The organism is Glycomyces tarimensis (genome assembly GCF_054776215.1).
The window spans coordinates 26,981-45,668 of the sequence record NZ_BAAHCB010000011.1 but is presented as its reverse complement, the minus strand read 5'-3'; the positions used below and the strand labels follow the sequence as shown (position 1 = coordinate 45,668).

Here is an 18,688-nt window from a genome sequence, read left to right as displayed (position 1 = left end):
TAGACTCCGCTGGCAACAGATCGCCACCAATGAAAGGCACCAGCGTGCAAGACCTGTCATTCCTGATCATCATCGCGGGGTTCATCGCCCTGATGTACTTCGTCATGATCCGGCCTCAGAAGAAGCGCCAGCGCGAGCAGCAGGAAATGCAGACCAAGGTCGACGCGGGAGCCCGCGTCATGACCATCGGCGGCCTGTACGGCACCGTCGTGGACTCCGACGAGGAGACCGTGACCCTCGAGGCCTCCGACGACGTCTTCCTGGTGTTCGCCCGCCAGGCCATCGCCAAGGTTCTGCCCACCGAAGAGGAGCCGGCCGCCGCCGAGGACGAGACCTCCATCAGCGAGGACGAGGCCACGCTCACCGACGAGGACCTCGAGAAGCTGCGGGCCACCGACGACGGGGACGACAAGCACCCCGGGAAGTCCGACCGCAAGGAGTACTAGAACACCGGCCTCCACGTGGTGGCCGTCCGATTCGGGCGGGATACGGCGTCTCATCGCGGCCGTCTAGAATGAGCCGCGCCGACACTGCGTGTGCAAGGCCACTCCCTCCGATCGGCGCCCGCCCGCCCGGGCGGAGCTTCGGAGGCCGGCACAGCCGGACCGGGCATCCCCTGTGCCCGTTCCGCATCGACTCAAGGAAGAGACTGACCATTGCCGTCGAACATGGGTGCAACCACGGGCGCTGACCGCCCACGGAAGAAGATCCAGCGAAAGCGCCTGCCCGTCGCCCCGTACTTCATCGCCCTGGTGGCCGTCATCGGAGTGCTGTGGGTCGCCTCCGTTGCCGGCGCCGGATTGAAGTTCCCGACGCCGAGGCTCGGTCTCGACCTCCAAGGCGGGCTGTCGATGACGCTCACCGCCTATCAGCAGGGAACGGACGAGCCCCCCTCGGCCGAGACCATGGAGCAGGCGCGGCAGATCATCGAGAGCCGCGTCAACTCGACCGGAGTGACCGAGCCCGAGGTCTACGTCGAGGGCAGCGAGAACATCGTCGTGAGCGTCGCCGGAGACGACACCGACGAAGCAGCCCTTCGCGACGTCGGCGCCCCGGCCGAGCTGCGCTTCCGCCTCGTCACCAACTCCGTGGCCGACACCGCGGCGCTGGAGGACATGGCCGGCGCCGAAGAGGACGCCGCCTCCGATGAGGAGGCCACCGACGGCGAGGGCGACGAGGAGACCACCGACGAGCCTACGGCGGAATCGGGCGAGACCCCCACCGACGCGGAGCCGACCGAGGAAAGCTCCGGCTCGCCCCAGGTCAGCACCTCCGATGAGGACCTCACGCTCGACGACGTGTGGGCCAAGGTCGGCGAGGAGGCCGCCACGGTCGCCCAGGGCCTGACCGCCGCCCCCACCGACCCGGCCGCTCAGGCCGCACTCGAGCCGTTCGGTGAGCTCACCCCCGAGGAGGTCGGCCTGCTGCCGGCCGCGGTCCAGTTCAACGTCCCGCAGATCTCGTGCGAGCAGCTCGACAACCGCCCGCCCGGCTCCGTCCAGCAGCCCGACATCGAGGTCACGGCGTGCTCACCGCCCCGGCCGGTCGTCGCGGACGACCCCGAGTCGACGATCGCCTACAAGTACCTGCTCCAGCCGGCCGCCGTGCTCGGCTCCGACGTCGCGCAGGCCGACGTCGGCACCGACCAGGCGAATCTCAACCAGTTCGTCGTCAACGTGCAGTTCACCGCGGAGGGCGCCGAGAAATGGGGCGCGCTCACCAGCGAGAACGTGGGCCAGCAGATCGCCATCGTCCTCGACAACGAGGTCGTCAGCGACCCGACGATCCGAGAGGCGTCCACCAACTCCACCTCCATCTCCGGCGATTTCAGCGCCGACGAGGCCAACCAGCTCGCCGATCAGCTCAACTTCGGCTCGCTGCCGACCACCTTCGTCGTCCAGACCCTCAACGAGGTCACCGCGACCCTCGGCGTCGACCAGCTCGAGGCGGGCCTGCTCGCCATGGTCATCGGCCTCGCGCTGGTGTTCCTGTACTGCATCGCGTACTACCGGGTGCTCGGTTTCGTCGTCCTCGGCAGCCTCATCACCGCCACCGCGGTCCTGTACCCGATGGTCGCGCTGCTGGGCTCCCAGATCGGGCTGACGCTCACGCTCGCCGGCATCGCCGGCTTCGTGGTCGCCATCGGCATCACCGCCGACTCGTTCGTCGTCTACTTCGAACGGATCAAGGAGGAGATGCGCGACGGACGCTCGGCCCGATCGGCCGTGCCCAGAGCCTGGATCCGGACCAGGCGCACGATCCTGTCGGCCAACGCCGTCTCGATCATCTCCGCGCTGGTCCTGTACTTCCTGGCCATCGGGCCGGTCCGCGCCTTCGCCTTCGCGCTCGGCCTGTCGACGCTGGTGAACATCCTGGTGGTCTTCCTGTTCACCCACCCGATCGCCGAGTGGCTGGCCCGCGGCAGGGTCCTCAACAACGTCCACCTCTCCGGGCTCCACACCAGGGCGGTCCCGGTCCCCGGCAAAGCGGCCTCGCGCGGCTAAGGAGCACCGATGAGCACCAAGCAGAACAACGCCGAGAGCGCCCGAAAGAAGCCGCTGCCGATCTGGAGCCGGCTCTACCGGGGCGAGACCGACTTCGAGTTCGTCGCCAATCGCCGGCGCTGGTACCTCGGATCCGCGATCGTCATCGCCGCCTGCATCGCGGTCATGCTCATCAAGGGCTTCGCCCTGGGCATCGACTTCGCCGGGGGCAATCAGTACACCGTGCCGGTCGAAGCCGACGTCGCCATCACCGAGGTCGAGGACGCTGCCGAGGACGCCGGCGCCGACGTGGCCTCCGGGCAGGTGGCCGGGTCGGGTGAGGACCAGACCTTCGTCATCCGCACCGCCGCGATGGACGGCGAGACCTCCATGGCCGTCGTGGAGTCGATGAGCGAGGTCGCCGGGGTCAGCCCCGACCAGATCTCGACCTCCGAGGTCTCCGCCACCTGGGGCGAGTCCGTGTCCCGCCAGGCGCTCATCGCGCTGGTGGTGTTCCTGGTGCTCATCACCGGGTTCATCTGGCTGCGGTTCGAACGGCGCATGGCGATCGCGGCGCTCGCCGCCCTCGGGCACGACCTGATCCTCACCGCGGGCGTCTTCTCGCTGGTCGGCTTCGAGGTCACGCCCTCGACGATGGTCGGCATGCTGACCATCTTGGGCTACTCGCTGTACGACACCGTCGTCGTGTTCGACAAGGTCCAGGAGAACACGGCGAACCTGCTCCAGACCCGCCAGAAGACCTACGCCGAGGGCGTCAACGACGCCGTCAACGAGACGCTCATGCGCTCGCTGAACACCTCGCTGATCGGCGCGCTGCCGGTGGCGGCGCTGCTGTTCATCGGCGTCGGCCTGCTCGGCGTCGGCACCCTCAAGGACCTGGCCCTGGTGCTGTTCGTCGGCATCGTCGTCGGCACCTATTCCTCGATCTTCCTGGCCGCCCCCTGGGTGGTCGACATGGCCGAGCGCAGCGCCGTCTACAAGCGCCACAGCCAGAAGGTCCTCAACAAGCGCACCGGCAAGACCGACGAGGGCGACGAGGACCCGGACGACGACCGCCTGCGCACCGCGAAGAGCGACGAGGTGCCGATCGAGCTCCTCGAGGAACCGGCCGCGGCGGGCGCCTCGCGCTCCGGCGGCCCGCGTTCCGGCCCGCAACCGCAGCAGCGCCGCAAGAAGCGCCGCTGAGGGCCCGAGACGAACGGAAGGGCGGGCGGATCCGATCGGATCCGCCCGCCCTTCGCGTGACCGGTGAGCCCGCGTTACTCCCGCTGCTCGCCCTGCATCCTCGAGACGGCGTCCTGAGCCCGCTCCCTGGCGTCGCCCGAGTGCTCGTCGATCTTGTCGCCCGCCGGCGACTCCTTCGCCTTGTTGAACAGGTCGTCCGCCTTGTCCCGGCCGTCGTCGGCCGCGTCCGAGGCCTGGTCCTTCATCTCGTCGAACTTGTCTCCGATGCCCACAATGAGCCCCCCCTCGTGTGATTCAAGTTCACTATAGAGTCCCCTGTGGTTCTTGTGTCGGGACTCGCAGAAGAGTACGACCGTGCGGAGCCGTACACCCCCAGTCGATCCGCGAACGCGACTCCAGGCTGATTCGCCGCGGCCGACCCCCGCCATAGCGTCGCCGCGACGGCATCTGACGAAGCGGAGAACGACATGAGCAGCACATCGCCACCTCAGGCCAAGGCCCGGACCGCGATCATCGTCGGCGGGGGAGTGGCGGGACCGGTCGCCGCGCTGGCGTTGCGCAAGGCCGGTATCGAGGCGACGGTCTACGAGGGCCACCGGCCCGGCACCGGCACCGCCGGCGGACCGCTGTCGGTCGCCGCGAACGGCCGGGCCGCCCTCGACCTCGTCGGCGCCGGCGGCGTGCTCGACGGGGCCGCCGTGCCCACCCCCCGGTTCATCATCCAGAGCTACACCGGCAAGGTCCTCGGCGAAATGAACGACCTGCCGAACCTGAGCCCCCGCATGACGCTCCCGCGCGGCGCGCTCACCGCCGGGCTCCAGCGCCACGCCGAGGCCGAGGGCGTCGCGTTCGGCTACGGGAAGCGCTTCGTGGACGCCGTCGACACCGGCCACAGCGTCATCGCCCAGTTCGACGACCACACCACCGCCGAGGCCGATGTCCTCATCGGTTGCGACGGCATCCACTCGGCGGTGCGCCGCCGCATCGATCCCAAGGGCCCCGAACCGCGCTACACCGGCCTGGTGAGCTTCGGCGGCTACGTCGAAGGCGGGAGCCTGCCCGACACGGGCGGAGCGCAGCACTTCGTGTTCGGCCGCCGAGCCTTCTTCGGATACCAGGTCGAAGGCGCCGAATGCGGCTGGTTCGCGAATCTGCCGATCAAACGCATCGACCGCGCCGTAATGCGCGAGACCGACTTCGCGACGTGGATGGAGCGACTGCGAACGGCGTTCGCCCGCGACCGGAGCCCGGCACTGGCGATCCTGGACCAGGTGGGTCCGGAGGACTTCGTCCCGGCGCACAAGCTCGAGGACCTGCCGCGGCTCCCGCGCTGGCACAAGGGCCGGACGGTGCTCGTCGGCGACGCCGCCCACGCCACGTCCCCCTCCTCGGGCCAGGGGGCGTCGCTCGCGGCCGAGTCCGCCGTCGAGCTCGCCCGCTGCCTGCGCGACCTCCCGCCCGAAGCGGCCTTCCGCGTCTACGAGCGCGGCCGACGCGAACGCGTCGAGCGGGTCATCGCGGCGGCGGCGCGCACCAACCGGGCCAAGGCCGCCGGCCCGGTGGCGGCCCGGTTCCGCGACCTGCTGATGCCCTACTTCCTGGAGCGGTTCGCCCGTCCGGAGAAGACCGCCTGGCAGTACACCTACCGCATCGACTGGGAGGCCGCCGCCTAGGCCGCGGCGCCTCGATGTTTACGCGTCGGCTCGCGAGGCTACCTATGCGAGGACGTTCGTTCGACTGTGCGGGAGTCCGACGTGGAGACGAGAAGGCGGTGAAGCGGTCGTGTCCGAGGGCGGTGCGGCACCCTGGTGGCGCGACGCCGTGGTGTACCAGATCTACCCGCGGTCGTTCGCGGACGGCGACGGCAACGGCGTCGGCGACCTGGCGGGCATCGCCAAACACCTGAACTACGTCCAGGACCTGGGCGTGGACGCCATCTGGATCTCGCCGGTGTATCGATCGCCGATGGCCGACGCCGGCTACGACATCAGCGACCACACCGACATCGACCCGACCTTCGGCGACCTCGAGGACATGGACCGGCTGCTGGACGAGGCGCACGAGCGCGGTCTGCGGGTCTTGATGGACTTCGTCCCGAACCACACCTCCGACCGCCATCCCTGGTTCCGCGAGGCGCAATCCTCCCGCGACAACCCCAAACGCGACTGGTATCTCTGGCGGGACGAGCCGAACAACTGGCGCGCCGCCCTCGGAGCCGGGAGCGCGTGGACCTGGCACGCGCCGACCGGGCAGTACTACCTCCACCTGTTCCTCCCCGAACAGCCCGACCTGAACTGGTGCAACCCCGAGGTCGTCGAGGCGATGCACGGGGTGCTGCGCTTCTGGCTCGACCGCGGCGTCGACGGCTTTCGGATCGACGTCGCTCACTGCATCGGCAAGGACCCCGAGTTCGCCGACGATCCGCGGTGCGCCGCCGGGCAGCCGCTCGTCGACTTCAACGAGCAGCCCTACACGCACGAGGTGCTCCGCGGCATCAGGGCCCTGGTCGACTCCTATCCCGGCGATCGCGTCCTCGTCGGCGAGGTGAACGTGCGCTCCACTCGGCAGGTCGCGCGGTACTACGGGTCGGGGGACGAGCTGCACATGTCGTTCAACTTCCCGCCGTTGGACGCGCCGTGGGACTCGGTCGCGCTCCGGATGTGCGTGCGGGAGGCCAAACGCGAGCTCGGCGAGGCGCGGGCGTGGCCCACGTGGGTCTTGTCCAATCACGACAACGAGCGGCACCGGACGCGGTACGGCGGCTCGATGGCGAGGGCCAGGGCCGCCGCGGTGCTGCTGCTGAGCTTGCGCGGCACGCCGTTCCTCTTCCAAGGCGAGGAACTCGGCCTGCGGGACGCCGACATCACCGCGGAGACCCGAGTCGATCCCGGCGGGCGCGACGGCTCCCGCGCTCCGCTGCCGTGGCGCCGCGAGCCGCCGCACGGCTGGAACGCGCGACCGTGGCTGCCCTTCCCGCCCGAGTCGTCGGAGCTGTCCGCGGAATGTGCCGCCGCCGACTCGGACTCGACGCTCGCCCTGTACCGGCGGCTCATCGCCGAACGCAAGCGCAGCGGGGCGCTCCGCGCCGGAGACTGGGAGGAGCTTCCCTCCCCGCCCGAGGTACTGGCGTATTCGCGGCGGTCCGGCCACGACGTCCGCGTGGCCGCGGTGAACTTCGCCGACGGACCCAAGACCCTGGAGCTCGACGGCGCCTGGCGCGTCCTGGTCGCGAGCGACGGTGCCGGCGAAGGCCGTCGCTTCGGCGGACAGATGCGGGCCGATCAAGGACTACTGCTCGAACCCGAAGGGGACTGAATGCTCACGCGCTGGTACCGCAACGCCGTCGTCTACGCCGTCGATCCGGCCCTGTACAGCGACGCCGACGGCGACGGCTGGGGTGACCTCCGCGGCGTGACCCAGCGTCTGGACCATCTTCGGGGCCTCGGGGTCACCTGCCTGTGGCTGCTGCCGTTCTACGTCTCTCCCTACCGCGACGGCGGCTACGACGTGGCCGACCACCTCGCCGTGGACCCGCGGTTCGGCGACCTCGCCGATCTGGTCGAGCTGCTCGAGAAGGCCGAGGAGATCGGCATCCGGGTGATCGTGGATCTCGTGGCCCAGCACACCTCGGACCAGCACCGGTGGTTCCAGGAGGCGCGGCGCGACCGCGACTCGCCCTACCGCGACTACTACGTGTGGGCCGACGAACCCGAACCCACCGACGTCGAACCGGTCTTCCCCACCGTGGAAGACGACGTCTGGACTTGGGACGAGGAGGCGGGGCAATACTACCGGCACACCTTCTACTCCCACGAACCCGATCTGAACCTGGCCAATCCCAAGGTGCGCGAGGAGCTCCGCCGGATCATGGCGTTCTGGATGCGCCTGGGCATATCGGGATTCAGAGTCGACGCGGTGCCGTACATGGTCGAGCGGGCGCGTGCGGCCGACCCGGCCGAAGACGGGGCCTGGCTGCTCAGGGAAATGCGCGAATTCGTCAACCTGCGCCACCCCGAAGCGATCCTCCTCGGCGAGGTCGACGTGCCGATCGAGGAGTACCAGAACTACTTCCTCGACGGGGAGGGCATGACGCTGCTGCTGGACTTCTGGCTCAACAACCACCTCTTCCTCTCGCTCGCCCGCTCCGAGGCCGAGCCGTTGGCGCGGGGCCTGCGAAAGCAGCCCGAACCGCCGCGACTGAGCCAGTACGCGCACTGGCTGCGCAACCATGACGAGCTCGATCTGGAACAGCTCAGCGAGGAGGAGCGCGAGGAGGTCATGGGCGTGTTCGCCCCCGACGAGTCGATGCGCGTCTACGGGCGCGGCATCCGACGCAGACTCGCCCCCATGCTGGAAGGCGACCAGCGGCGGATCGCGTCCGTCCACGCGCTGCTGCTGTCATTCCCCGGCACACCCGTCCTGCTCTACGGCGACGAGATCGGCATGGGCGACGACCTGTCGCGGCGCGAGCGCCGGTCGGTCCGCACGCCGATGCAGTGGTCCGACGACGACAACGGGGGCTTCTCCTCCGCCCCGACCGACGAACTCGTGGCACCGGTCATCAGCGACGGGCGATACGGATTCCAGAGCGTCAACGTCTACGCGCAGACGCGCCAGCACGACAGCCTCATGGCGAAGGTCGGCAACCTGGTGCGCGCGAGGCTCGGCCTCACCGAGATCGGGTTCGGCGTCGGCCGGGTGCTCGACGTCGGCCACCCCTCGGTGCTGGCGCTGCGCCACGATCACGAGGACTCCACGGTGGTCACCTTGGTCAACCTCTCCGCGGACGAGGCCGAGGCGACCATTCCCGACGACGACCTCCGGACACTCGTCGACGTCATGGCCGACAGCGACTACGAACCACAGGAAGGAGACTCGCCCGCCTTGAAGCTGAACGGCTACGGCTACCGGTGGCTCAGGCCGAGAGCGCACATCGTCAATTGACCGATCCGCCACCGCGGCGTTCGAGAACAGGAGGACACCGATGGATCCATTGGGACAGCGCGTCCGGGTGATCCCCGAGGGGCACATCCCCTCGGGCGGCCACGGCGGCACCAGGGCCCTGGAAAGCCACGAGACCATCTGCATGCTGAACACGTCCGACCGCGACGCGCGCGTGGCGATCACGGTCTACTTCTCCGACCGCGAACCCGCCGGGCCGTACAACGTCACCGTCCCGGCGCGCCGCACGGTGCACCAGCGGTTCGACGACCTGACCGATCCCGAGACGCTGCCGCGCGACACCGACTTCGCGTCGGTGGCGACCAGCGACGTCCCGATCGTCGCGCAGCACACCCGTCTCGACTCGCGCCAAGCCGAGCTCGCGCTGCTCTCGACGATCGCCTGGGCCGCGCGATGAGAGCCGGTTGAGTCGCCATGGAGATCGGATACCACGCCTCGCACGAGCAGTTCCCGCCCTCGCGCCTGCTCGGCCTCGCCCGCGGCGCCGAACACGCCGGATTCGACGCCGTGCTCTCCTCGGACCATTTCGCACCGTGGAGCGAGACCCAGAACGAGGCCGGATTCGCCTGGACCTGGCTCGGCGCGGCCATGGCCGAGACCGCGCTGCCGTTCGGCGTCGTGACCGCCGTCGGCGGGCGCTACCACCCGACGATCACCGCGCAGGCCATCGCGACGGTCGCGGAGATGTTCCCCGGCCGGTTCATCCCGGCCCTCGGCTCCGGCCAGGCGCTCAACGAGCACGTGACCGGCGAGCCCTGGCCCCGCAAACCGACGAGGAACGCCCGGCTCGGCGAATGCGCGCAGATCCTGCGGCGGCTGCTCGACGGGGAGACCGTCGACCACGACGGGCTGGTGACCGTGCGGGCGGCACGCCTGTACACCCGCCCCGAGGCCCCGCCGCCGCTGTTCGCCGCCGCGCTCTCGCCGCAGACTGCCCGAACCGTGGCGCCCTGGGCCGACGGTCTCATCACGGTCAACGGCCCCATCGATCGACTGCGGGAGGTCATCGACGCCTTCCGAGAAGGGGGCGGCGAGGGCAAACCCGTCCACCTCCAGGTGCACCTCTCCTGGGAGCGAGACGACGACGCCGCGCGGGCGCAGGCGTTCGAACGGTGGCGCTTCAACATCCTGCCGCCGCTGCTCAACGAGGAGCTCGAACTGCCCGAGCAGTTCGACGCGGCCGCCGAGCGCGTCTCGGACGAGGCGCTCGAGGGCGCGGTGATCGTCTCGGCCGACCCGGCTCGGCACACCGAGACGCTGGCCTCCTACGCCGAACTGGGCGTCGAACGGGTGTACCTGCACCAGGTCGGCCTCGACCAGGAGCGCTTCATCGACGTGTTCGGTGAGCGGGTGCTGCCGCACCTGCGCGACTGAAGGGCGCCGCACCGGCTCACACGGTCAGCGAGCGACCGCGGCCGTGAGCTGCTCGATGAACGCCTGCTCGCCGGCGGAGACCTCGACCTTGCGGCTGAGGAACCCGCCCGCTCTGGACCTGGACGCCTTGGCGATCCGCGTCGCGATGCGCAGCAGCCAAGCGCCGTACGCCGCGGCGTCCTCTCGGCCGGACCGCTCCCGGATCAGCGCCAGCGCGTCCTCGGTCCGCTCGATCGCCGTGGACACCGCCTCCTCGGCGTCGGGAAGGCCCGCGCCGCTCGACTCGGACTGCCCGCGCTCGCGCAGCGCGGCCGCGACCGACCGCACGAGGTCGTTCGCGTTCCGCTGCGCCTCGCGGAACTCCTTGGCGCCGGCCGAGAGCTCCTTGACGAACTCGATGGGGCTCGGCTGCCCGTCGGCGACGACCGCCGCCTCCATCACCGCTCGCGGGGTGCTCAGTACCAGTGCGAGTTCATCGTCGTCGAAATTCGAGATGGTCGTCATTGCCGCGCTTCCGGTCGTGCCGCTGAAGAACCGAACTCAACATACAGCGGGCTCGCCTACGCCCGGTGCGCGCGGGTACGGCGCTCAGACCTTGGTCTCGGCTCCGGTGAGGCGGTAGGCGTCGTAGACGCCGTCGACCTTGCGGATGACCTTGATGATGTGGTCCAGGTGCTCGGGATTCGCCATCTCGAAGGTGAAGCGCGACAACGCCACGCGGTCCCTGGTGGTGGTGACCGTGGCCGACAGGATCGATACGCGCTCGCCCGACAGCACCTGCGTCACGTCCGCCAGCAGGCGGTGGCGGTCGAGCGCCTCGACCTGCACCGTCGCCACGAACGTCGCCTGGTCGTCCTCATCGGACCAGCGGACCTCGAGGACCCGGTCGGGCTGCAGCTCGATGCGCTCCTCGGCGTTCTCGCAGTCGCGCCGGTGCACGCTGACCACGTGGTAGCGCGTGGCGAAACCGATGATCGAGTCGCCCGGGATGGGGTTGCAGCAGTGGGCGAGCCGCACCGGCATCTCGCCCTCGTCCATGCCCGCCACCGTCACCGCGACGTGGATGTCGCCGTGCTCCTCGGGCACGATCCTGGCCGGCTGCGTCGGCGCGGTGGCCTCGGCCATGTCCTCGGTGGCGCCCTCGGCGCCGCCCTGGACCTCCAGCAGGCGCGTCACCACGTGCGTCGGCGAGATGTGGTGCTCGCCCAGCGCCGCGTACAGCGCCTCGACGTCCTTGAGGTTCATGTCCTTCGCCAGCGACGTCAGGTTGTCATGCGTGAGCATCCGCTGCATCGGCATGCGCCGCTTGCGCATCGCGCGAGTGAGCTCGTCCTTGCCGAGCTCGATCGCCTCCTCGCGGCGCTCGCGCTTGAAGTGCTGCTTGATCTTCGTGCGGGCCCGCGGGCTCTTGACGAAGTTCAGCCAGTCCTCGCTCGGCGAGGCGTCCTTCGAGTTCGACGTGAACACCTCGACCACGTCGCCGTTCGACAGCGTCGACTCCAGCGGCACGATCTTGCCGTTCACCTGGGCGCCGATGCACCGGTTGCCGACCTCGGTGTGGACGGCGTAGGCGAAGTCCACCGGCGTGGAGCCGGCGGGAAGTGCGATCACATCACCCTTGGGAGTGAACACGTACGCCTCGGAGGAGGCCAAGTCGAACCGCAGCGCGTCGAGGAACTCCGAGGGGTCGGCCGCCTCGCGCTGCCAGTCGAGGAGCTGGCGCAGCCACGCCATGTCGTCGATGTGCGCCGGAGGGCCGGCCACCGTCGAGTTCTTCGTCTCCTTGTACTTCCAGTGCGCCGCGATGCCGTACTCGGCGGTGCGGTGCATCGCCCACGTGCGGATCTGCATCTCGACCGGTTTGCCGTTCGGCCCGATGACCGTCGTGTGCAACGACTGGTACATGTTGAACTTCGGCATCGCGATGTAGTCCTTGAAACGGCCGGGCACCGGCTGCCAGGACGCGTGGATCACCCCGAGGGCCGCGTAGCAGTCCCGCTCGTTCTCCACGAGGATGCGCAGGCCCACCAGGTCGTAGATGTCGTTGAAGTCGCGGCCGCGGACGATCATCTTCTGGTAGATCGAGTACAGGTGCTTCGGCCGCCCGGACACGTCCGCCTTGATGCGGGCGTCCTTGAGCTGCTCTTTGACCTGCGCGGTGACCTGCTGGAGCAGCATCTCGCGCTGCGGGGAGTGCTCGGAGACCAGCCGGGCGATCTCGGCGTAGCGCTTCTTGTAGAGCGTGGCGAAGGACAGGTCCTCCAGCTCCCACTTGATCGTGTTCATCCCCAGGCGGTGGGCCAGCGGCGCGAGGATCTCCAGGGTCTCGCGGGCCTTCTGCTCCTGCTTCTCCGGCGCCAGGAACGTCAGCGTGCGCATGTTGTGCAGCCGGTCTGCCAGCTTGATGACCAGCACCCGCGGGTCCTTGGCCATCGCGACGACCATCTTGCGGATCGTCTCGGCCTTCGCCGCGTCGCCCAGCTTCACCTTGTCGAGCTTGGTGACGCCGTCGACCAGCAGCGCGACCTCACCGCCGAACTCCTCGGAGAGCTGTTCGAGCGTGTACTCGGTGTCCTCCACGGTGTCGTGCAGCAGCGCCGCCACCAGCGTGTTCGTGTCCATGCCCAGTTCGGCGAGGATCGAGGACACCGCCAGCGGGTGCGTGATGTACGGATCGCCCGACTTGCGGAACTGCCCGTTGTGCAGCTCTTCGGCGCGCGTATACGCCTGCTGGAGCAGCCGCACGTCGGCGCGCGGGTGCGCGGCCCGGTGGGCGGCGACCAGCGGTTCGAGGACCTCGGGCAGGGTCGAGGACTGCCAGGGCGCGTTGAACCGCGCCAGGCGGGCGCGCATGCGCCGCCCCGTCGGAGGCCCGACCGAGACGGCCTCCGAGCCGGAGGCCTGGGTCCCGGTGTCCGGGCTCTTGCCGCTGGACCCTGCGGCCCGTTCGGTAACCACCGTCGCCTCCTCGAACTCGCCGTGCCGATGATCTACAACTCGCGAGCTTCGCCGTAGGTGCTGGTCTCGCTCATCAAGCTTAGGTTCTCATCCTAGTCGCGCCCAGCAGCGGGTCGAGGCTGGTGATCACATGGCTCCGGCGGCGGCGACGTCCTGGACGACCTCGAGGCCCGAGGTCACCTGGCCGAGGATCGTGTACGCGGCCGGGTTGAGCGTCGAGTCCTCGTAGACGAGGAAGAACTGGCTGCCCGTGGTGCCCGCGCCGGCGTTCGCCATCGCGAGGGTCCCGGCCGGGTAGTTGTTCTCGCCGTCCTCGGGCATGTTCTCCTCGGCCATCTGGTAGCCGGGGCCGCCCATGCCCGCGCCCTCGGGCGTGCCGGCCTCGATCGCGGCGCGCGCGTCGGGGTCGCCGCACTGGAGGACGTAGATCCCCTCGGTGACCAGGCGGTGGCACTGCGAGCCGTCGAAGTAGCCCTGCGAGGTGAGGTAGGTGAACGAGCCTGCCGTGCACGGGGCGTTCGCCGTGTCGATCTCGGCGGTGATGGTGCCGACGCCGGTCTCGATCGTCATCTCCTGGGTGCCGGCCGCGGGCTGCTCGGCAGGCGGAGTCTCGGAGCCGGTGGTCGGCGTGTAGGCGCACTCGACGGTCTCGCCCGCCTCGGGCTCGCTCATCGTCATCGAGTCGATGATGACCTCCTGCGCGGGCAGGCCGTCGGTCACGTCCGGCTCGGCCGGGGCCTCGCTGCTCGGGGCGTCCTCAGGCGAGGAGGCGGCGTCGGTCTCCTCCTCGTCGGGAGCGAAGACCGTGACGGCGAGCCACGCGATGAGCACGAGCGCGACGAGGCCGCCCACGCCGCCGATGCTCCACCAGACGGTGCGCTGCTTGCGTTCGCGCTCGGATTTCTCGGCCATGCGCTGCTGGAGCTGCTGGCGGGCGGCCAGGCGCTGGGCTTGTTTCGACGCCACCGTCGGTTCTCCTTCGAATTCGTCGGTCAGGGGCTATTCGGTCGGTTCCTCGGTCGGCAACTCGCTGACCTCGGAGGAGGGGGTCTCGGTCACGGCCGGGTCCTCAGCGGGCTCCTCGGCGTCGAAGAACCCGGTCTGCCACAGATACCCCGCGGTGACCAGCACGATGATCGCCAGTAGTCCGAAGGTCGCCTGGAGTCGGCGCCTGCGGCGGAACTTGCCCGCCAGGCGCGCGTTCTTCTTCGCGTTCGCGATGCGCTGCTTGCGCCGCTCCATGTGCTTGGACTTGGCGGGCACTGCGGGGCCTCCTCGGTCGACAAATGCTCGTACTAGGGGTTACGCGATCTGGAGTGTATCGGGGGACTGGCAGCGGCATCACCGTGCCTGCCAGGTGTATTCTGAGGCGCGTCGAAGGAGGGGAACCGGGTGCTCATCGAGACGCTTGTGGCTGATGCGTTCGGCACGAACTGCTACGTGCTGGCCGACGGCCGCGGCTCCGAATGCGTCGTGATCGACCCGGGCATCGGCATCGCTCCGCGGCTGGAGGACCTGCTCCGTGAGCGCAGGCTCAAACCCGTGGCCGTCGTGCTCACCCACGGGCATCTCGACCACACCTTCTCGGTCACGCCCGTCTGCGGCGCCAACGACGTGCCCGCCTACATCCACTCGGGCGACACCCACCTCCTGGAGGACCCCAGCCGGGGCTTCGGACCCGGCACCGGCGCCATGTTCGGCACCGGCCTGGAATGGACCGAACCCGACGACGTCGAGGTCCTCGCCGACGGCGCCGTCATCGACCTCGCCGGCATGCGCTTCCAGGTCGACCACGCCCCGGGCCACACCGAGGGCTCGACCATGTTCCACACCGCCGACGACTCCCGGCCTTACACCGTCACCGGCGACGTGCTCTTCGCCGGTGCGATCGGCCGCACCGACCTGCCCGGCGGCAGCGACGCCCAGATGTGGGAGAGCCTCGAGCGCAAGGTCCTGCCGCTCGACGACGCGACCGTCGTCCTGCCCGGCCACGGTCCGCGCACCGACATGGCGACCGAACGAGCCGCCAATCCGTACCTGCGCCGCGTCGCCATGCACCGAAACGGTTGATCGCGCTCCAGGCGATCGGCCGCGCTTGTAACCCAGACAGTCCGAACGAGGAGACAGCCATGTCACGACCCCAGCCGCTCTCGGGATTCCCCGAACTGCTGCCCAGGCAGCGCATCGTCGAGCAGCAGGTGGTCGACCATCTCCGCCGGGCCTTCGAACTCCACGGCTTCGCGGGCATTCAGACGCGCGCGGTCGAACCGATGGACCAGCTGCTCCGCAAGGGCGAGACGTCCAAAGAGGTCTACGTGCTGCGCCGGCTCCAAGCCGAAGCCGGCCCAGAAGGCGGCGCCGGCGACGCCGGGCTCGGCCTCCACTTCGACCTGACCGTGCCGTTCGCGCGCTACGTCCTGGAGAACGCCGGCAAGCTCCACTTCCCCTTCCGCCGCTACCAGATCCAGCCGTGCTGGCGCGGCGAGCGCCCCCAAGAGGGCCGCTTCCGCGAGTTCTGGCAGGCCGACATCGACATCGTCGACCGCGACGAGCTGCCCGCCCACTACGAGGTCGAGATCCCGCTCGTCATCGCCGACGCCCTGCGCGGCCTGCCGCTGCCGCCGGTGCGCATGCACGTCAACAACCGCAAGCTCTCCCAGGGCTTCTACCAGGGCGTCGGCATCGGCAACACCGAAGAGGCGCTGCGGATCATCGACAAGCTCGACAAGATCGGCGCCGAGGCCGTCGAAAAGCTCCTGGTCGACGAGCTCGAAGCCAGCCCTGAGCAGGCCGAGGCCTGCCTTAGGCTCGCCGCGATCTCCGCTGCCGACACCTCGTTCGTCGACGAGGTCAAGGCCCTCGGAGTCAGCGACCCGCTCCTGGACGAGGGCCTGAGCGAACTCGCCGCCGTCGTCGAGGCCGCCGCCGAAGCGGCGCCCGGACTGGTCGTCGCGGACATGAAGATCGCCCGCGGACTGGACTACTACACCGGCACGGTCTACGAGACGTTCCTCGAAGGCTACGAGAGCCTCGGTTCGGTGTGCTCGGGCGGACGCTACGACACGCTCGCCTCCGACGGCCGCAACACCTATCCCGGTGTCGGCCTGTCGATCGGCATCTCCCGGATACTGGTGCCCCTGCTCCAATCCGGGAGACTGACCGCCACCCGAGAGGTCCCCACCTGCGTGCTGGTCGCGCTGGCGAACGAGGACGAGCGCCCGGAGGCGAACTCGCTCGCGCAGCGCCTGCGCGCACGCGGTGTCCCGACGCAGGTCTCGCCCTCGGCGGCCAAGTACGGCAAGCAGATCAAGTTCGCCGACCGGCGCGGCATCCCGTTCGTGCTCTTCGGGGGTGAGGACGGCCTTCAGATGAAGGACATCCGCTCCGGCGAGCAGGTCCCGGTCGACGTCGACGCTTGGGAGCCGCCGACCGAAGACCTCCACCCGCGCATCATCGCTGAGTGAGCCGTCGCCGAGCGGGTTGGTCATCGCCTCTCCGTGTCCGCCGGCGTCGCGGCGCCCTTGGGCTGCCGCGCCGCGGCGACCCGGTGCCGTCGGACGGGTATGCCGAGTGTCGGGTGGGCGACGCCCCAAGCCGCGGCCTTGCAGACCGTCTCCTTGTAACGAGCGGCGGTCTTTCCCTTGAGGACGGCGCTCTTGGCGCGGTCGTCGGCGGTCACGAACTGGATGAGGCCGTCGTCGCGGCCGATGCTGATGCACTGGTTGAAGTAGCGCAGCGGGGCCTGGGGGATCTTGCGACCGGCCAAGCGGGCGGCGATCGCGTCGGCGGCCTGCCATGCCATGGGCGTGCCCGAGGCGCACGACATGCGCAGCGGCTTGCCGCCCGGGCCCTCGGCCAGTCCGGCGTCGCCGACGGCGTAGACGTCGGGGTGCGAGATGGACCGCATGGTTCGGTCGACGATGATCTGGCCGTTCTCGGCGGTCTCCAGACCGGTGTCGGCCGCGATCGGGTGGACCGCGAAACCGGCGGTCCAGACGGTGGACTCGGCCGGGATCGTGGTGCCCCCGGCGGTGACGACGCCGCCGGCGTCGACGCGTTCGACCCCGGTGCGGTCGTGGACGGTGATGCCCAGGCGCCGGAAGGATGCGCGCAGGTACCGCTGCCCCTTGGGCGAGAGCCAGTCACCGAAGTCGCCGCGGGCGACGATGGCGACGTCGAGATCGGGCCGGGCCTCGGCGATCTCGCCGGCGCTCTCGATGCCGGTGAGCCCACCGCCGACGATCACGACGCGTCCCGCGGCGGCCAGATCCCGGAGGCGTCCCCGCAACCGCAGCGCTCCGTGGCGTCCGGCGATGTCGAAGGCGTGTTCGGCGACGCCGGGCACGCCGTGGTCGTCGCCCGTGCTCCCGAGCGCGTAGACGAGCGTGTCGTACGACAGCTCCTCGCCCTCGCCGAGGGCCACGGTCTTGCGGTCGGCGTCGACGGCGGTGACGCGGGCGAGGCGCACCCGCACGCCGGTGCCCTCGAACATGTCGGCGAGCGGCCGCGGCTTGAGGTCCTGGCCGGCGGCGAGCTGGTGCATGCGGACGCGTTCGACGAAGTCGGGCTCGGCGTTGACGAGGGTGATCTCGACATCGTCGGGGTGCAGGCGCCTGGCCATGCGCCCGGCGGCGGAGGCCCCGGTGTATCCGGCGCCGAGGACGATGATGCGGTGCTTCATGATCGCACTCCTGTCTCGGTGTGTCATGCCTCCTGAACCGAATGGGCGCGCGAAAGCTGACAGGGAATGGATATGAGGCCGGTCACCACTCGGCGATGAGCGGTTCCCCATGCGGGCGGCGCCGCCACATCCAGGTGAGGCGGCCGAGCCGGTGCGGGGAGGCGAAGCCGCGCACGACCGCGATCTTGCCGTCGCCGACGTCGAAGGCCACCGCTCCTACCACGCGGTCGTCGAGTACGGCGATCATGGCGGGCGCACCGTTGACCGTTTCGAAGTACATGGCGGGGGCTCCGCCGACGAGGCGCCGCTTCGCGGGAGTCGGCTTGAAGGCGGCCCGAGTGACGGAGGCGATCCGCTCAGGGGTTCCCAAGGTGGTGAGCGTCTTGGCCAGTCCGGCGCCGTCCGAGATCGCGGTCGCGTCGTCGGTGAGCAACGCGACCAGGCGTTCGGTGCGGCCCGAGGCCGCGGCGTCGATGAACGCCTCGACGACACGGCGGGCGCGGGCGCGGTCGACGTCGTCCCCGCCGCGCGCGGCGGCGACGCGTCGCCGGGACCGGTGGGCGTGCTGCTGGCTCGCCGATTCGGTGATGTCGAGGATCTCGGCGATCTCGGCATGGCTGTACGAGAACGCCTCGCGCAGGACGTAGACGGCCCGTTCGACCGGCGAGAGGTGCTCCATGAGCATCAGCACGGCCAACGACACCGATTCGCGCTGTTCGAAGGTGTCGGCCGGCCCCAGCATCGGGTCGCCCTCGAGCAGGGGCTCGGGCAGCCAGGCGCCCACCGCGCGCTCGCGGCGCGAGCGCGCCGAGCGGAGCCGGTCGAGGCACAGGTTGGTGACGACCTTGGTCAGCCACGCCTCCGGCACCTCGATCACGTCGCGCTCCGCGCTCTGCCAGCGCAGAAACGCGTCCTGCACCGCGTCCTCGGCGTCGGCGGCCGAGCCGAGCAGACGGTACGCGAGCGAGGCCAGCCGGGCCCGGCCGGCCTCGAAACGCTCGATCGCGGCGCTGTCCATGCAAGC

The 18,688-nt window shown here is 69.9% G+C and carries 17 protein-coding genes; 10 read left to right on the top strand and 7 right to left on the bottom strand.

Features of this window, described 5'->3' with window-relative positions:
* Window positions 1–44 precede the first annotated feature (44 nt).
* From yajC to secF, 3 genes are all read left to right on the top strand, one after another.
* Window positions 45–446, top strand: coding sequence for a preprotein translocase subunit YajC (gene yajC, locus ACYVK3_RS10500; protein ID WP_460497261.1), 402 nt, complete (start codon window positions 45–47; stop codon window positions 444–446).
* A gap of 222 nt (window positions 447–668) precedes the next feature.
* Window positions 669–2,504: a protein translocase subunit SecD gene (gene secD, locus ACYVK3_RS10495; RefSeq protein WP_460497260.1), complete on the top strand. Its 1,836-nt coding sequence runs from the start codon at window positions 669–671 to the stop codon at window positions 2,502–2,504.
* A gap of 9 nt (window positions 2,505–2,513) precedes the next feature.
* Complete coding sequence (secF, locus tag ACYVK3_RS10490; protein ID WP_460497259.1) at window positions 2,514–3,689, top strand: protein translocase subunit SecF; 1,176 nt, start codon at window positions 2,514–2,516, stop codon at window positions 3,687–3,689.
* Between the two features lie 74 nt (window positions 3,690–3,763).
* Here secF and ACYVK3_RS10485 read toward each other — a convergent pair whose 3' ends face one another.
* Window positions 3,764–3,961 (bottom strand): antitoxin, encoded by a 198-nt coding sequence (locus ACYVK3_RS10485; protein ID WP_460497258.1) that lies wholly within the window; start codon window positions 3,959–3,961, stop codon window positions 3,764–3,766.
* A gap of 195 nt (window positions 3,962–4,156) precedes the next feature.
* Between ACYVK3_RS10485 and ACYVK3_RS10480 the strand changes: the two genes are divergently transcribed.
* From ACYVK3_RS10480 to ACYVK3_RS10460, 5 genes are all read left to right on the top strand, one after another.
* Window positions 4,157–5,362: an FAD-dependent oxidoreductase gene (locus ACYVK3_RS10480; protein ID WP_460497257.1), complete on the top strand. Its 1,206-nt coding sequence runs from the start codon at window positions 4,157–4,159 to the stop codon at window positions 5,360–5,362.
* 109 nt (window positions 5,363–5,471) lie between these two features.
* A complete protein-coding gene (locus ACYVK3_RS10475; RefSeq protein WP_460497256.1) occupies window positions 5,472–7,004 on the top strand; it encodes an alpha-amylase family glycosyl hydrolase in 1,533 nt (510 codons plus the stop codon).
* Complete coding sequence (locus ACYVK3_RS10470; RefSeq protein ID WP_460497255.1) at window positions 7,005–8,633, top strand: alpha-amylase family protein; 1,629 nt, start codon at window positions 7,005–7,007, stop codon at window positions 8,631–8,633.
* Window positions 8,634–8,673: 40 nt separating this feature from the next.
* The gene (locus tag ACYVK3_RS10465) at window positions 8,674–9,048 is read left to right on the top strand and encodes a sensory rhodopsin transducer (protein ID WP_460497254.1); all 375 of its coding nucleotides are present in this window, start codon (window positions 8,674–8,676) and stop codon (window positions 9,046–9,048) included.
* Between the two features lie 17 nt (window positions 9,049–9,065).
* A complete protein-coding gene (locus tag ACYVK3_RS10460) occupies window positions 9,066–10,025 on the top strand; it encodes an LLM class oxidoreductase (RefSeq protein ID WP_460497253.1) in 960 nt (319 codons plus the stop codon).
* Window positions 10,026–10,049: 24 nt separating this feature from the next.
* On the opposite strand, the gene ACYVK3_RS10455 is transcribed toward ACYVK3_RS10460, so the two are convergent.
* The 4 genes from ACYVK3_RS10455 to ACYVK3_RS10440 all read right to left on the bottom strand — a co-directional run bounded on the left by ACYVK3_RS10455 (window position 10,050) and on the right by ACYVK3_RS10440 (window position 14,246).
* Complete coding sequence (locus tag ACYVK3_RS10455) at window positions 10,050–10,529, bottom strand: hypothetical protein (RefSeq protein WP_460497252.1); 480 nt, start codon at window positions 10,527–10,529, stop codon at window positions 10,050–10,052.
* 84 nt (window positions 10,530–10,613) lie between these two features.
* Window positions 10,614–12,983 (bottom strand): RelA/SpoT family protein, encoded by a 2,370-nt coding sequence (locus tag ACYVK3_RS10450; protein ID WP_460497251.1) that lies wholly within the window; start codon window positions 12,981–12,983, stop codon window positions 10,614–10,616.
* A gap of 126 nt (window positions 12,984–13,109) precedes the next feature.
* A complete protein-coding gene (locus ACYVK3_RS10445; protein WP_460497250.1) occupies window positions 13,110–13,949 on the bottom strand; it encodes a peptidylprolyl isomerase in 840 nt (279 codons plus the stop codon).
* 33 nt (window positions 13,950–13,982) lie between these two features.
* Window positions 13,983–14,246, bottom strand: coding sequence for a hypothetical protein (locus ACYVK3_RS10440; protein WP_460497249.1), 264 nt, complete (start codon window positions 14,244–14,246; stop codon window positions 13,983–13,985).
* A 129-nt stretch (window positions 14,247–14,375) separates the two neighbouring features.
* Here ACYVK3_RS10440 and ACYVK3_RS10435 point away from each other — a divergent pair, with 129 nt between their 5' ends.
* Window positions 14,376–15,053: an MBL fold metallo-hydrolase gene (locus tag ACYVK3_RS10435; RefSeq protein WP_460497248.1), complete on the top strand. Its 678-nt coding sequence runs from the start codon at window positions 14,376–14,378 to the stop codon at window positions 15,051–15,053.
* Window positions 15,054–15,112: 59 nt separating this feature from the next.
* The gene (hisS, locus tag ACYVK3_RS10430) at window positions 15,113–16,447 is read left to right on the top strand and encodes a histidine--tRNA ligase (protein ID WP_460497247.1); all 1,335 of its coding nucleotides are present in this window, start codon (window positions 15,113–15,115) and stop codon (window positions 16,445–16,447) included.
* A 20-nt stretch (window positions 16,448–16,467) separates the two neighbouring features.
* Here hisS and ACYVK3_RS10425 read toward each other — a convergent pair whose 3' ends face one another.
* Both ACYVK3_RS10425 and ACYVK3_RS10420 read right to left on the bottom strand, forming a co-directional pair.
* Window positions 16,468–17,664 (bottom strand): NAD(P)/FAD-dependent oxidoreductase, encoded by a 1,197-nt coding sequence (locus tag ACYVK3_RS10425; protein ID WP_460497246.1) that lies wholly within the window; start codon window positions 17,662–17,664, stop codon window positions 16,468–16,470.
* An 82-nt stretch (window positions 17,665–17,746) separates the two neighbouring features.
* Window positions 17,747–18,682, bottom strand: a complete 936-nt coding sequence (locus ACYVK3_RS10420) for a sigma-70 family RNA polymerase sigma factor family protein (protein WP_460497245.1) — start codon at window positions 18,680–18,682, stop codon at window positions 17,747–17,749.
* Window positions 18,683–18,688 lie beyond the last annotated feature (6 nt).

Coding starts and splice junctions, on each gene's coding strand:
- secD (WP_460497260.1), top strand. CDS start 669: ATGGGTGCAACCACGGGCGCTGACCGCCCACGGAAGAAGATCCAGCGA.
- secF (WP_460497259.1), top strand. CDS start 2,514: ATGAGCACCAAGCAGAACAACGCCGAGAGCGCCCGAAAGAAGCCGCTG.
- ACYVK3_RS10480 (WP_460497257.1), top strand. CDS start 4,157: ATGAGCAGCACATCGCCACCTCAGGCCAAGGCCCGGACCGCGATCATC.
- ACYVK3_RS10470 (WP_460497255.1), top strand. CDS start 7,005: ATGCTCACGCGCTGGTACCGCAACGCCGTCGTCTACGCCGTCGATCCG.
- ACYVK3_RS10465 (WP_460497254.1), top strand. CDS start 8,674: ATGGATCCATTGGGACAGCGCGTCCGGGTGATCCCCGAGGGGCACATC.
- ACYVK3_RS10460 (WP_460497253.1), top strand. CDS start 9,066: ATGGAGATCGGATACCACGCCTCGCACGAGCAGTTCCCGCCCTCGCGC.
- ACYVK3_RS10455 (WP_460497252.1), bottom strand. CDS start 10,529: ATGACGACCATCTCGAATTTCGACGACGATGAACTCGCACTGGTACTG.
- hisS (WP_460497247.1), top strand. CDS start 15,113: ATGTCACGACCCCAGCCGCTCTCGGGATTCCCCGAACTGCTGCCCAGG.
- ACYVK3_RS10425 (WP_460497246.1), bottom strand. CDS start 17,664: ATGAAGCACCGCATCATCGTCCTCGGCGCCGGATACACCGGGGCCTCC.
- ACYVK3_RS10420 (WP_460497245.1), bottom strand. CDS start 18,682: ATGGACAGCGCCGCGATCGAGCGTTTCGAGGCCGGCCGGGCCCGGCTG.